We start from the raw sequence: 15,574 nt of genomic DNA, 5'->3' as shown, positions 1-15,574 counted from the left end.
AATAAGGCATTCGAAGAAAAAATAATGCCCTGATACGAGCTTCCGTCTCCCTGATGAATGCTTCCGTGTCCCTGTTGCGAGCTTCCATCTCCTTGAAATGGTCTTCCAATAGCCTGATACGAGCTTCGGACTCCCTGATTAATGCTTCTGAACACGTGTTAGATGCTTCGGACTCCCAATCGCACTCTTCGGACAACATGACAAGTACTTCTGAGGGTTACAACCATAATTATAAAAAAGACTTTATTTCTTACAAAATATTTGTACTTTGCAATATGAAAGTACTGCAATTCCCCCTCGCCCGAATCACAATAGCCTTTATCACCGGTATATTATCTGCCTATTCATTAAAGCCAAGCCTATCAATTGTATTTATTTTTATTTGTATTACCATTTTAATTTTCACTGGAACATATTATTCCAGCAGAAGAGATAAAAAATTTCAGCTGTATTTTGGCCTTGCAGTCTATCTGTTAGCTTTTTCAATTGGCGCAACCACACAAAGCGTCCACACCAATTCTAATCAGCAAAGCAATTATATCCATTACAAAAACATTTTTGACAAAAACCACACTTTCACATTAACGTTAAGAGAGAAATTGAAAAATACGGCTTTTAATGAACGTTATACCGCACAGCTAAATTCAATTGATAACGAAAAAACTTCTGGCAGCATACTGCTGAACATTCGCAAAGACAGCTTGTCGCATCATTTTATCATTGGAAATCAATTAAAAATAAATGCGTTATTAAACAGAAATACTGCTCAAAAAAATCCAAATCAATTTGATTACTCAAAATATCTTGAAAACAAACAAATCTATGCCCAGCTCTATGCTGACGCAAATGAAATCCAGATTGGTTCTATAATTGAGAAAGATATTTGGTATTACACCGCTGCATTTCGAAGCAGAATTATTCAAAATTTAGAAAAAAGCCATTTTCAAACTAAAGAACTCAATGTTGCCATCGCATTAATTATGGGACAGCAGCAGGACATTGATCCAGAAATCACAAAGGATTATCAATATGCCGGAGCTGTACATATTTTATCGGTTTCAGGATTACATATTGGTTTTATACTGCTCTTTGTTACTTTACTGCTAAAACCTTTCCCAAATACCAAAAAAGGTTTATTCATCAAACTGCTGATCATATTACTGTCTTTATGGCTCTTTGGTGTTTTAGCAGGATTAGCTCCCTCGGTTGTGCGGTCTGTAACTATGTTCTCGTTTGTTGCCATTGGCCAGCATTTAAAGCGAAGCACCAATATTTATCACACCCTGCTGGTTTCTGTTTTACTTATTTTATTGTTTCAGCCTTCGTTTTTATTTGATGTAGGTTTTCAATTAAGCTACACCGCATTGTTTTTTATAATTTGGCTCCAGCCTTTATTTGCTAATCTTTGGAAACCCAAAAACAAAATCGTCAGCTACTTTTGGGATATATTGACCGTTTCGTTTGCAGCACAAATTGGTACTTTACCGCTTAGTATTTATTACTTTCATCAATTTCCCGGATTATTCTTCGTTACGAATTTAATTGTAATTCCGTTTCTAGGTTTTATTATGAGCTTGGGAGTTGTCGTAATGCTTTTGGCGGCCTGCAGCTGGGTTCCTTATTATCCGGCAAAAACACTAGAGTTAAGCATTTATTATCTGGACAGAATAATTTCTTTTATTGCTTCATTGGAACAATTTATTGTAAGAGATATTCCTTTGAACACTTCTATTTTAATCAGCGGTTATTTGGCAATTATTACACTTATTATTGCATTCGAACATAAAAATACAAAAAGTATATTCGGGGTTTTGACTGCAGTTGTACTGCTTCAATTGTCCTGTATTACTACCAAATGGGAGATCCAGAATCAAGCCGAATTTATAGTTTTAAATACATCGAAAAAAACACAGCTCATAGAGCGAAACGGAAGTATTGCAAATGTGTATGCCAATGATAGCATCTCTGGAAATATAAGAAACAATGCGGTGCTGTCGTCCTATCTAACGGCAAATTTCAGCTCGTTAAACCAGCAGTCAAAATTGAAAAATGTATTTTTTTTCAAAGGAAACAAAATACTTTTGATAGACAGCTCGATGGTATATCCCCGAACTATTCATCCAGATGTTGTCGTGTTAACACAATCACCAAAACTTAATCTTGACAGGCTTATAACAGTACTAAACCCAAAAATTATTGTTGCCGATGCATCGAATTACAAATCGGTTCAAAAGAGATGGGCGGTAAGCTGTAAACAGCAAAAAATCCCTTTCCATTCAACGAACGAAAAGGGATTCTTTCAAATTAACTAGTAGTCTTTATGCTTTTTTAGTTTTTGATTTAGATTTTTTAGGTTCCGGGCCTAAAACAACAGGTTTCTTAACGAAAGTTTCAGCTGTAGCAATCCATGCAGCAGGACCTCCTGCTACATAACCAGTACTCCCTAAACCTTCAAAATTAGTTTTCCCGTCTTTAACCTTAGCATTTGCAAAATAAATAGTTGGGAATCCTTGTATTCCGAACACTTGCTGCAATTCGTTATTCTGTACTTTAATATTTTCAGGCTGCGCTGTTCTTCTAGGGAAATCCAGTTCAACAAGAATCACGCTTTCATTAGCCCATTTGCTAAATTCAGGTGTTGTAAGCACTTCTTTCTGCAAACGGATACACCATCCGCACCAATCACTTCCAGTAAAAAACAGCATTAGCGGCTTTTTCTCCTTATCCGAAACTTTGATAGCTTCTTTTACATCTGTGTACCATTTTAATTGATTTGCGCTATTACCCGAGTCCTGCGCTTGAGAAACACTAATCCCAATAAAAAAGAATGCTACTAAAATTATTTTTTTCATCTACTGTATTTATTAATTTTTTTAAGGAACATCAAATCTATAAAAACTAAACTTATTTACTCCAAAAATATTTGCTAGTGTGCAAATTTATACAAAAATAACACCAAAATGATCTTCTATTTTACTTCCTGCATTAATTTTCTAATTAAAGGAGAAATTGCAATCAAAATCACACCGGCGATTAACGAGTAAACAGCCAATTGATAGTATCCGTCAGTGTACGACTGCAGCTTAGACATTAAAGTAGTTCCTGTATTGGATTTAGAAATTTCGGCACCCAGCTTACCGGCAAATAACTGGCCAAATGCAGTTGCCAAAAACCATAATCCCATCATCATTCCGAAGAGTCTTTTTGGCGAAAGCTTAGTAATAATTGACATTCCTATAGGGCCTAAACAAAGTTCTCCAAGAGTAGTTACCAAATAAGCAAATGTGAATAAATTTAATGAAGTAACTCCGTTTACGTCTGCAAAAAATTTAGTGTAATAAAAAATATAAAAAGAAGCCGCTAAAAACAAAAATCCAATACCAAATTTTATCAGAGTATTAGGCTCTATTTTCTTTTTGGCTAACCAAAGCCAAAGCAATCCAACTAGAGGGCTAAAAGCAACAACGAACAAAGTATTAGAACTGTTATTTACCGCATTTGGATCTACGGTGAATCCAAGTAAATCATAACTTAAATTGTCTTTTGCAAACAGCGATAATGAACCGCCGCTCTGCTCAAATATTGCATTAAAAACTAAATAAAAGAAAATGAATGCAAAGGCAGCAATCATCTTTTTCTGCAGTTTGATATCTCCCAGTTTAATTACTTCATATACAAAATAAATAATTGCGATTATACCAATGGTGTACATGAAATAATCAGTATAATCAGTATTTTTTACCATTATAAAAATAAAAGGAATACTCAATAATGACCCGAAATAAACTGCAAATTCTTTAAGCTTTCTTTTACCCGGTTCTAAATGGAGCAATGGAGAATTTCCAATTGGCCCTAGATGCTTTTTAGTAAATAAAAACGTAAGCAGTCCAAACGCCATAACAATAGCCGCAGAAAGAAAACATAACTGCCAAGAATAGTATTTACCTAAATAAATACACAGAATACCGCCAAAAAAACCGCCAATATTAATTCCGGCATAAAACATCCCATAACCGGCATCCCTTCTATGATCTCCTTCATGATAAAGTTCTCCAACCATGGAGGAAATATTAGGTTTGAAAAAACCCGTCCCAATAATAGAAAATGCCAAACCGTAATAAAACATATCCTGCGGAGCAAAAGCAATAAGCAGATTCCCCAGAATCATAACGATTCCACCAAAAAATAAAGATTTTTTAAACCCTAAAACTTTATCTGCAAATATTCCTCCTATAAAAGTAAACGCATATACAAAAGCCTGAATGGCTCCATACTGTAAACTAGCTGCTACTTCCTTAAGCAAAAGCTGATCTACCATGAAAAAAGTTAAAACACCGCGCATTCCGTAGAAGCAAAACCGCTCCCACATTTCTACTGTAAATAAGTACCACAGCTGTTTAGGATATTTTCCTTTAAAATTTTGTATTTGTTCTAAACTTAAATTTTGTTCCATTATTATTGTTTTAGGTGAGGTAAATAAAAAGCATCATCTCTTTGAATTAATCAAAAAGATGATGCTTTTAGTATTTTTTTATTTCATTATGTTATCTGACACCATGCATCATTTTTTTCAAAAATGGAGTTAATGCAAACAATAACAACGCCGCTAATCCAGTAAGAACCACAAATACCATAAAAAATTCATATAAGTTGTGAATTTCAAATCCTGCAAAAAAGTGATTTGCTGCGCTTATTTGATGTTTTTCTAAAAGTACTAACTGCTCTGCCGTAGGTGTTACTGTTTTATCTAAAACTGCCTGAAGATCGATACCTAATTCCTTTGCTTTTGCAAATTTATCACCGGTTGCCGGCAAAATAGAACCCAAAGTTCCTCCTAAGGCATAACCAGATGCATTCGATAAGAAAAACACTCCGTATAATAAAGAAGCAAAACGTTTTGGTGATAATTTACCAACCAATGATAAACCAATTGGTGACAAACATAACTCGGCACAAGTATTTAAGAAATATAATAAAATCAGCCATTTAACTAACAATAAACCTGAAGTCCCGATATAAGAAACCTGAGTCGCAATCATAAAAAAGCTAATGGAAATAACTACTAATCCAACAGCTAATTTTACAGGAGAAATAGGTTCTTTTCCTTTTGCTCTCAAAGTATCCCATAATACACTGAAAGGAACTGCAAGTATTACGACAAATAATCCATTGAAAATCTGCACCATTGACGCTGGCATCTGGTAGCCAAAAAAGTTTCTGTCTGTTTGATTATCTGCAATAAAAGTCAAAGAAGAACCAGCCTGCTCAAACGCCGCCCAAAAGAAAATAATAAAAAATGAAACGATGTAAATTACAATAATCCGGTCTCTTTCTATTTTTGTCAGTGAAGAGTCCGAAATGATTAATCCTGCCAATGACAGACCGCTTGAATAGATTAATGTATAAATTAAGTTCTGCCCAACAACATAGTGAAAAAACAAACCTAATAAAAAGAAAGCAGCAACTGCAATAGATAAAGCTTTACTTGAAAAATTAGCTTTTTGAGCTTCTCCTTCTTCAAAATCTGAAGCTGTATTTTTAGAAGGCAGGCCTCCTAATGGTCTTCCTTCCGGAGTTACTACATATTTATTTTTTAAAAAATAAAACAATAGAGTTCCTAATAACATAGCCGTAGATGCTGCAAGAAATCCCCATCTGAAAGCATGAATATCTCTAACACCCCCAGCATCCTTAACGTCTCCTAAAATTGGGCATATTGACTGGCCTAAAAAAGCTCCAATATTAATCCCCATGTAGAAAATAGTAAAAGCCGTATCTAATTTCGTTTTCTCCTGTTTTGGATACAAACTGCCTACCATACTGGAAATATTTGGCTTAAAAAAACCGTTACCAAAAACGATAACTCCTAATCCGCAGTACATTATTGTTTTTGCCAAACCTAAGTTTGCCTCAAAAACACTTCCACTGGTAAACAACAGCAATTGTCCGATAGCCATCATGATACCGCCTAATAAAATACAATTTCTATTTCCGAAAAAACGATCAGCGATAAAACCACCCAGCATTGGAGTCAAATAACAAAGCCCTAGAAACCCGCCGTAAATTAACGATGCTTCTTCTTCCTTCATCAATAATGAATTTACAAGGAATAAAGTCAGTAAAGCCCGCATTCCATAGAAATTGAAACGCTCCCACATTTCGGTTCCAAACAGCACCCAAAGTCCTTTCGGATGTGCCGTATTCGTTTTGTTTTCAGTCATTTTTTTTGGTATTTGTGATTTGTATTTAGGGTTTTGATTATAAATTTTCTTTTATAAAGTTAGTCATTTTATTATACAATTGAATTCTTGTTTTACCTCCTAAAATCGAGTGGTCTTTATCCGGATAAATCTGAGAATCAAATTGTTTATCAGCCTGAATCAAGGCTTCCATCATCTGCATAGTATTTTGTACATGCACATTATCATCAGCCGAACCATGAATTAATAAAAATTTCCCCTTAAGTTTACTCACATGATTTATCGGAGAATTCTGATCGTATCCATCAGCATTTTCCTGTGGCGAATGCATATATCTTTCGGTATAAATGCTGTCATAAAAACGCCAGTTCGTTACGGGCGCTACTGCAATTGCCATTTTGAAAACATCAGCTCCCTGAAAAATACAGTTAGCTGCCATAAATCCTCCATATGACCATCCAAAAATACCAATTCTAGAAGCGTCTACGTAAGGATACGACCCCAAAACCTTAGCAGCATCAATCTGGTCTTCCACTTCATATTTCCCTAACTGCAGCTGCGTTACTTTTTTAAAATCAGCACCTTTAAAACCAGTTCCTCTTCCATCTACACAAACAACAATATATCCCTGCTGGGCAAGCATCATAAACCAATACTCATTAGAAGTACCCCATGAATTCGCAACTTTTTGTGATCCTGGTCCCGAATACTGAAACATAAAAACAGGATACTTTTTAGAAGCATCAAAATCTTTTGGTTTCATAATCCAAGTATTTAGCTCAATCCCCTTAGCAGTTTTTAAAACAAAAAACTCCCGCGAAGGCAGATTATAAGCAGATAATTTGGAAACAAGTGCCTGATTAGTTTCGATAACTTTAATTTCTTTTCCCGCTCCTGATTCATTTAAAGTATAAACAGGAGGCTGAGAAGCACTCGAAAAAGTATTAATAAAGAATTGGAAATCAGGGCTAAATGCAGCTGTATTAGTCCCAATATTTTTAGACAAACGTACTTTGTTTTTTCCGTCTAATCCTATTCTAAAAATATCTCTGTTGATAGAACCATTTTCTGTAGACTGATAAAAAATGGTTTTTGTTTTTTCGTCGAAACCGTAGTATGAAGCAACCTCCCAGTTTCCTTTAGTAATTTGATTTTTCAGCTTTCCGGTTTTATCATAATGATAAATGTGATTGAAACCGTCTTTTTCACTTGTCCAGATAAAGCTGTTATCTTTTAGAAAAGTTAAGTTATCTGTATCAATAAAATCAATATATTCTTTTTCAGTTTCGTTAAAAACTACTTTGGCAGCTCCGGTAGTACCGTCAACGAATAGTAAATCCAAATTATCCTGATGACGGTTCACTATTTTCGCAGATAAAACATTCGCATCATTTGTCCATTCTATCCTAGGAATATAAAAATCATTATATTTCCCTAAATCCACATTTATTAGAGCCTTTGAGTCTACATTAAATAAATGTAATGATACTAACGAGTTTTTCTCTCCTGCCTTAGGGTATTTAAAAGTCTCAATTGTCGGATATAGACTTTTTTGAAAAATCGACATTGAAAATTCTGGAACCTGGCTTTCGTCAAAACGGATATAAGCTAGTTTTTTACTGTCTTTGCTCCAGTCAAATGCCCGGACAAACGCAAATTCTTCTTCATAAACCCAATCCGTAATTCCATTAATAACAGCATTCTTTTTACCATCAGCTGTAACAGCTGTATTCGTTTTCGAAGCTATGTCGTATACGTATAAATTGTTTTCTTTGGCATAAGCAATTTTAGTTCCATCAGGAGAAAAAGTGGGTTCCTGCACCTTAAAATCAAATAGCTTAGTCAAAGTCTTATTAGTAAGATCATATAAAAAATAATCAGCTATAAAAGAATAACGGAAGATTTTAATCATATTACAAGCGATCAAAATCTTTTTTTCAGAAGCATCAAATGTATAATTATCTATTCCTCCTGCAAGCTCTTTGAAGTTTTTAGTATCAATTAGAGTAGCTGTTTTTGTTAAGGTTGCAAAATCATAAAGATCAATTTGTTTGGTTTTTGTTGTTTTGTCAAAATTCAAAACAGTGTATTGGCTGGTATTATGCAATGACTGTAATTTATCCATTGCTTTGGCAGTAAAAGCTCCTCTGAAAATTTCATCAACTGTAATTTTTTGCTGACCAAAAACAGTTATAGATAAAAAGAAAAGCACTGCCGTAATCTTATTTAAATTCATTTTGTAGATTAAGTTATAAAAACGACAATTTTAGTGAAAATTTTACATATAAAACACTATAATGCTGTTAAATGTTATAAAAAAATGTTTTTAACAGTCCTAGTGAATGTTTTTCAACAATTAAATAAAGACCAAACATTCTTCCTATAAAATAGGCAATATTTAATATTTTATGATATATACCTGCAGAAAACAAATTTTTATCTTTTATTCTAAGAATATAAAATTAAAAACTATTTGCGATTAGAATTCATTTTTAAAATGTGCTCAAATTTTCTTGTTTTTAGATTACAATCTAATTCAATTTTCTAAAAATCAATTCCAAAAATAAAATAAATGAATGTGTATCTTTGCTGTAATAAAGACCTAATTTACTCCTATGAATAACTCAGTTGCCGGATTTTCTAAACTATCCAAAGAAGATAAAATAAACTGGATTGCGAATCAATATTTTTCGACTCCAAGCGAGGCTGTGGCATTGCTGAAAAACTATTGGAACGCTGATGAAAAAATCCAAAAATTACACGACGAATTCATAGAAAATACGGTCTCCAATTTTTATATTCCATTGGGAGTTGCTCCAAATTTTTTAATTAACGGAAAATACCATACCATTCCAATGGCTATAGAAGAAAGCTCTGTAGTTGCTGCCGCTTCAAAAGCAGCTAAATTTTGGTCCGCCCGCGGCGGTTTTAAAGCGACCGTTATTAATACCGAAAAAATTGGACAGGTACACTTTATATACAAAGGAGACGTTTCAAAACTAGAATTATTCTTTGCCCAATTAAAATCTAAATTATTTGATTCCACCGAAAATATCACTAGGAACATGCAAAAACGCGGTGGTGGAATTTTGGATATTGTCCTAAAAAATAAAACTAATTTACTGCCTAATTACTACCAGCTTCATGCTGCTTTCGAAACAAAGGACAGTATGGGAGCTAATTTCATAAACTCCTGTTTGGAAGTATTTGCAAAAACATTAAAAGAAGAAGCTTTGGCATTCGAGTCATTCTCAGAGGAAGAAAAAAACATAGAAGTGGTTATGAGTATTCTGTCCAATTATGTTCCAAATTGTATCGTCCGCGCTGAAGTATCCTGCCCAATAGCTGATCTAGCCGAAAAACACATAGAAAATCCACAAGAGTTTGCTGCCAAATTTATACAAGCTGTTCAAATTGCTGAAGTAGAACCTTTCCGAGCAGTAACCCATAATAAAGGAATTATGAACGGAGTGGACGCTGTTGTTCTTGCTACAGGAAACGATTTCCGAGCTATAGAAGCAGGTATTCATGCCTATGCTTCAAAAAATGGTCAATATTCCAGCTTGTCACATGCCAAAATAGAAAACGGAAACTTCAGTTTTTGGATGGAAATCCCATTGGCCCTGGGAACTGTCGGCGGTTTAACTTCATTGCATCCATTGGTAAAACTGTCATTAGAAATGCTGGAGAAACCTTCTGCCAAAGAGCTAATGCAAATAGCAGCCGTTGCCGGATTGGCTCAAAACTTTGCCGCGTTACGTTCATTAACCACCACTGGAATTCAGGATGGACACATGAAAATGCATCTAAATAATATTCTGAACCAGTTTGAAGCCAATGAAGAAGAACGTAATCTGACAAGAAAGCATTTCAAACACAATACAGTTTCACACAGCGCTGTAGTCGATTTTCTAGAAAATTTAAGGAAATAATATTGCAATTTCAAAAATCAAACTTTAGAAGTCTTAATCAATAAGACATTGTTTCCAATATATTTTCAAAATGAAAACTACCTTTTACAGCAACGGAAAACTTTTAATAACTGGAGAATATTTAGTTCTTGACGGGGCAATAGCATTAGCACTGCCAACAAAGTTTGGTCAAAATCTTATAATTGAAAAAGGTACCGCGCAAGAAATAAAATGGACAAGTTTTGATTCTGATGGAAGTATTTGGTTTGATGATACAATTTTGTTTAGTGATATTACATCCACAGCATCTTTTGAAAAAGAATCCATAAAAAACACCTTAATTACCATTTTAAGAGTGGCCTATCAGCTTAATCCAAATTTAGTATCAATTTCCGAAGGTTATAACATTACTACCCAATTAAGCTTTCCAAGAAAATGGGGTCTTGGCACCTCTTCAACATTAATAAATAATATTGCACAATGGTTTCAAATTGATGCCTTTACTTTGCTAAAAAAAAGTTTTGGAGGCAGTGGCTATGATATTGCCTGCGCGCAAAACGACTGCCCTATTCTCTATCATCTGGAACAGGAAAAGTCCATTGTTGAAATAGTAAAATTTAATCCTTCTTTTTCAGAAAATCTATATTTTGTTTATCTTAATCAAAAACAAAACAGCAGAAGTGCGATAACTTCTTACAAAGCAAAAAAAAACAATTTAGAGACCCAAAAAGAAGCGATAAATCATATAACTCAAAAGGTTTTAAATACCGAAAATCAAACTGATTTTGCGTTAGCAATAGAAAGTCACGAAAAAATACTCAGTACAATTCTTGAAATAAAAACAGTCAAAGAATCGTTATTTCCAGATTTTAACGGTACCATAAAAAGTCTTGGTGCCTGGGGAGGTGATTTTGTACTAGCAGTTGCTGAAGAAGATCCGACGCCCTACTTTTTAAACAAAGGTTATAACACAGTTATCAAGTATAATGATATAATTTTGTAAGGGGAAGTATATAAAATAAAAAACATGAGGCTAATTAGCTTTTATATTTTTATTATATTTTTCAGATTCAATAAGACGTATTGTATGGCCTCCATGTTCATTTGATTCAATAAGGGTATTGTGCAAACGCTCGGCCATCTTTTCTATGCTGGTTGTAATCGAATCGCAGACCAACTCCATTCTTCGATGTTTTTCTTCTTTTACAGCTCTTAAAACATCATCTACAAAAACTTTATCATATTTCTCAGCTACAGAATCGCGAGTGTTAGTAAGCCGAATAACAGCATCATTACTAAATATTGTAACTCTAAAATGCTGTTCCTCATTGCTTAGATAATATTTTCCTCCTAATTCGTCACAATTTATGTCTGTAGCGCCAAGTTTCAGTAATTCCGTAATTATTCCAAAAATATGATTTTCAATTTTAGAATACTCTTTCGGCTTTTTTCTAAAAAAACTAAACATATACATTATTTTTTATTAAAATATTTAAGTAATCTATTTTCATTGTATAAAAATAAAAATTATTTATAATGGACATAATCAACCCAAATTTAAACGGCAAATTAATGGCATTTTTTTTTATAACACAAATTCTTCAGATTATATACCAAAATAACCTTTCAACAGCAAAAATTTAATAAAAAAAGGAAAATCAATACAGCGCCGCAAACAGTTACATTTTATATCTCAGCTATAAATGGGCGCCAAATTATTCGAAAATTCATACACAAAAAAACCCGATACTCGCAGTTTAAAAGTATCGGGCTTTTTTGTTTTTAAAAAATTACTTTTAGTAATTAAAATCTTTTCTGTTGTCCTTAATATCAGCACCTTCTTTCAAAGCTGGCAATACTCTATTTGCCTCTGAAGCACTCTGACTTTTTAATTTAGCCACATTATCAGCATAACTTTTTAAAGCTGGTGCTTTTATCGTACTAATATTTTTTACTACATAAACTCCAGTAACTCCTTCAATTGGAGCAGATACTTTATTAGCGCCCAAAGCAAATGCGTTTCCAACTACTTTAGCTTCTTGACCAACACCTCCAGGCAAAACTGGATTTTCTAAAGTAATATCAGCAGCTTTTTGAACAGTAGAACCTGTAGCTTTAGCAATTGCTTCCAATGAACTTCCGTTCATTTTAGCTTTTAACAATTCTGCTTTTTTCTTGTTCTTAAGAATTGATTCTACATAAGGTCTTGCTTGATCAACTGGAACCAATCCTGAATTATCAATAGACTTAAGTTTAGCAATTACGTGTCCTAAATTAGCAACTTCAAATCTTTTAACAGCTCCTTCTTTAGTATCTTTTTCAAAAGCCCATCTTACAATAGTTCTTTGAGCACCAAGAGGACCAAAACTTTCATCCATTGCTTTTACTGAAACAGCAGGAGATACAGTAAGAGCCATTTCTTTTGCAGTTTTATTAAAATCTTTGTCTGCAACTTCCATTTCAAATTTAGTCGCTTTTTCAAATACTTTATCCGAAGTAGTTTCTGAAGCTTCAATTTTTTGAGCTACTGTTGCTAAACGAACACCATCTTGTTTGTCTGTAACTTTAATGATATGAAAACCAAAAGGCGTTTCAACCAATCCAACTTTACCAATACCGTTATTGAAAACAAAATCATTAAAAGGTTTTACCATTTGACCTTGTCCAAAATAACCTAAATCACCACCTTGCTGAGAAGAAGAATCATCAGAAGCTGTAAAAGCCAGCATCATGAAACTATCTGGATTTGCAGTAACCTGAGCTAAAATTTCTTCAGCTTTAGCTTTAGCTTCTTCTTTAGTTCTTTTTTCTTTTTTGTTAGGAACTTGAGTTCCTTCATAACTGATAAGGATATGGCTTGCTTTAGCATTTACTCCAGATTTTCTTCCTAATGATTTAGAAATACAGTAGTATTTTCCAAAAACATAAGGACCATAAACTTCACCAGCCGCTAAGTTGTATAATTTATCAGCATCAACAGCAGGCAGATCTTTTTTGGCTACATATGAAGAATCATAAGGAACGTCTGAATTTGAATTTACAAACTCAGCAACATTTTTAGCTGTTTTAAATCCAGCCAAAGTATCATTTTTACCAGTTGCCTGATTGTATTCTACTCTTCCAGACAACAAAGAGGTAAGCTTAGATTTAACTTCATTAATATCAGCAGCAGAAGCTTTATCTTCAACCAAAACATACTCTACATTACGAGTTTCTTCTGATTTGAATTTCTTTGGGCTTGCTTTCATGTATTCCAATACATCAGCATCAGTAACTTTAACTTCACTATCTTTAATTGTCGAAAACAAACCAGCAACATAATCAAAACTCACTTTATTAGATGCCAATTCGTAATTGAATTTTCCTTCACTTTCAGTTGTATAAATACCTGATTTAATTAAAGTATTATAGATTTGAAATTTTGCATTCAATTCTGCATCTTTTTCTCTGTCTTTCAAATATTGAGCCTGCTCAGGATTTGATTTAAAGTATTCTTTGAATTTTGCAACATCAAACATACCTGCAGCATTCAAAAACATTGGATTTTTTCCAATATTTTGATCAGCTGTAAGGATATCCATAATATGTTTTTCCCCCACTCTTAATCCTAATTTATCAAATTCAGCAGCAAGCAGAGCAATAGTCACTTCTTGATCCCATACTCTTCTAGAAGCTTCTGTTGCAGAAATTCCCTGTCCGCTTTTTTCTACATTGCTGACTTTAAGTCTAAAGTCTTCGAATGCAATATCTTTTCCATTGATGCTTCCAACATCCTTTGTACTTGAACCAAAACTTCCTTTCGTAAAAAGATCCTGTATGATAAATGAAAATAATGCTAGAGCAATAACTCCAATCATTATAGCGGAATGTTGTCTAATTTTTGATAAAACTGCCATTGTGTATTATGTTTATTTTAAAATTTTGTTTGCGAAAATACAATTATCTGATTAATAATTATAGAACTAGTGTTTTTTTTTTGTTTTTTTTTATATTATAAAAGCAATCCTAGTCTTTGATAGTCATTTTAACCAATTCAATCTTCTTATTTGTTGCTTCTTCGATTACAAAATGATAATTATCTATCGTAATTTCATCTCCTTTTTGAGGAATTTCCTTAGTAAAATTTACAATAAATCCGCCAAGGGTTCCATAAGAATCGCTTTCAGGAATTGCCATTTTATAAGTCTGATTTAAATACTCCACATCAAAACGAGCTGAAAACAAAAATGAATTATCCTCTATTTCTTTTTCGATCAATTCTTCATCCAAATCATGCTCATCTTCTATTTCTCCAAAAAGTTCTTCGACAATATCTTCAATAGTAAGGATTCCTGATGTCCCCCCATATTCATCCAAAACAACTGCAACGCTTTTCCTTTTTTTAGTCAAAAGGTTCATAGCGTCTTTTATATAAATCGCCTGCGGAATAAATTCTACCGGAATTACTATTTCTTTTATACTTGCTGGTTTTTTAAACAAATCAAATGAATGCACATACCCAATAATATCGTCTAATGAATTCTGATAAATAACTATTTTGGAATAACCTGTTTCTATAAACAACTGCCTTAGATTTTCTATGGGCTCAATTACATCAATTGCAGCGATCTCAGTACGGGGTGTCATTACATCTCTTGCTTTTACTCCCGAAAAATCCAAAGCATTCCTAAAAATCTGTATTTCCGAATCTACTTCTTCATCATTCTCCACCGTACTCATTTGTTCGGTAATATAATTTCCTAATTCTATTTTACTAAAATAAAGCTGTACCTGATCGCCCTCGGTTTTGAAGAATTTTTTCAAAATAAAATCTGAAATCCAAATCAGAAAAGTAGAAACAAAATAGAATAATTGATAAAAGACATAAGAAGGTATCGCAAAAAATTTTATAAGTGAATTGGCATAAATCTGAAAGAAAACCTTTGGAAGAAATTCAGCTGTTATTAAAACAATTACTGTTGAAATTGCTGTTTGAATTAAGAGACTTACAGCATCCGAAAAATGCAGATCAAAAAGCAGCAGCCATCTCATCAACAATTCACCCATAAAAAAACCGTAAACCACTAACGCTATATTATTGCCAATAAGCATCGCAGCAATAAATTTTGAAGGCTTTTCTGTTAGTTTGGTAAGTATTCTGGAAAGAAAACTGTCTTGTTTTTTCTCGATCTCCAGATAAATTTTATTCGAAGAGATAAAAGCTATCTCCATTCCTGAAAAAAAAGCACATAGTATTAAGCACAATATTATGATACTTATTTCCATCATATTTAAGATTGTTTGTTCCTGTCTTCAAACTTTTTTGCAAACTTTCGTCTAAAGAAAAACATAAAAACTGCAAGGCCGCCAATAATAAAACTTAACAAAGGATTCTCGTTAGCACTCCATTTTGTATACCCTTCGTATAAAAAATAAAGACCAAAAGCTAAATATAAATAAGATGTGTATTTTAAAAAATTCATG

At 33.4% G+C, this 15,574-nt stretch carries 11 protein-coding genes; 3 read left to right on the top strand and 8 right to left on the bottom strand.

Translation table 11 applies throughout. The annotated features are described in order from the left end of the window. The first annotated feature begins 53 nt into the window (after positions 1-53). Positions 54-2,312: a ComEC/Rec2 family competence protein gene (locus C8P67_RS15835; RefSeq protein ID WP_317125460.1), complete on the top strand. Its 2,259-nt coding sequence runs from the start codon at positions 54-56 to the stop codon at positions 2,310-2,312. A 6-nt stretch (positions 2,313-2,318) separates the two neighbouring features. Here C8P67_RS15835 and C8P67_RS15830 read toward each other — a convergent pair whose 3' ends face one another. From C8P67_RS15830 to C8P67_RS15815, 4 genes are all read right to left on the bottom strand, one after another. Beyond that, positions 2,319-2,852, bottom strand: a complete 534-nt coding sequence (locus C8P67_RS15830) for a thioredoxin family protein (protein ID WP_115814151.1) — start codon at positions 2,850-2,852, stop codon at positions 2,319-2,321. Between the two features lie 116 nt (positions 2,853-2,968). Further along, positions 2,969-4,453, bottom strand: coding sequence for a peptide MFS transporter (locus C8P67_RS15825; protein ID WP_115814150.1), 1,485 nt, complete (start codon positions 4,451-4,453; stop codon positions 2,969-2,971). Positions 4,454-4,544: 91 nt separating this feature from the next. Next, positions 4,545-6,221: a peptide MFS transporter gene (locus C8P67_RS15820; protein WP_115814149.1), complete on the bottom strand. Its 1,677-nt coding sequence runs from the start codon at positions 6,219-6,221 to the stop codon at positions 4,545-4,547. 37 nt (positions 6,222-6,258) lie between these two features. Further along, positions 6,259-8,436, bottom strand: coding sequence for a S9 family peptidase (locus C8P67_RS15815; RefSeq protein WP_115814148.1), 2,178 nt, complete (start codon positions 8,434-8,436; stop codon positions 6,259-6,261). Positions 8,437-8,815: 379 nt separating this feature from the next. Here C8P67_RS15815 and C8P67_RS15810 point away from each other — a divergent pair, with 379 nt between their 5' ends. Then, entirely contained in the window at positions 8,816-10,132 is a 1,317-nt protein-coding gene (locus tag C8P67_RS15810; protein WP_115814147.1) for a hydroxymethylglutaryl-CoA reductase, degradative, read from the top strand. 70 nt (positions 10,133-10,202) lie between these two features. Continuing rightward, positions 10,203-11,114, top strand: coding sequence for a GYDIA family GHMP kinase (locus C8P67_RS15805; RefSeq protein WP_115814146.1), 912 nt, complete (start codon positions 10,203-10,205; stop codon positions 11,112-11,114). Positions 11,115-11,144: 30 nt separating this feature from the next. Here C8P67_RS15805 and C8P67_RS15800 read toward each other — a convergent pair whose 3' ends face one another. The 4 genes from C8P67_RS15800 to C8P67_RS15785 form a co-directional block, all read right to left on the bottom strand. Next, positions 11,145-11,579 (bottom strand): hypothetical protein, encoded by a 435-nt coding sequence (locus C8P67_RS15800; RefSeq protein WP_115814145.1) that lies wholly within the window; start codon positions 11,577-11,579, stop codon positions 11,145-11,147. Positions 11,580-11,907: 328 nt separating this feature from the next. Next, positions 11,908-14,007: a peptidylprolyl isomerase gene (locus C8P67_RS15795; protein ID WP_115814144.1), complete on the bottom strand. Its 2,100-nt coding sequence runs from the start codon at positions 14,005-14,007 to the stop codon at positions 11,908-11,910. A 109-nt stretch (positions 14,008-14,116) separates the two neighbouring features. Further along, positions 14,117-15,376, bottom strand: coding sequence for a hemolysin family protein (locus C8P67_RS15790; protein ID WP_115814270.1), 1,260 nt, complete (start codon positions 15,374-15,376; stop codon positions 14,117-14,119). Positions 15,377-15,381: 5 nt separating this feature from the next. Beyond that, on the bottom strand, positions 15,382-15,573 hold the full coding sequence (locus tag C8P67_RS15785; protein WP_115814143.1) for a hypothetical protein: 192 nt from the start codon (positions 15,571-15,573) through the stop codon (positions 15,382-15,384). Position 15,574: the final 1 nt, after the last annotated feature.

Origin of the sequence: Flavobacterium aquicola (genome assembly GCF_003385115.1) — a bacterium.
GTDB lineage: Bacteria > Bacteroidota > Bacteroidia > Flavobacteriales > Flavobacteriaceae > Flavobacterium > Flavobacterium aquicola.
This window is presented reverse-complemented; position numbering and strand designations above follow the sequence as displayed.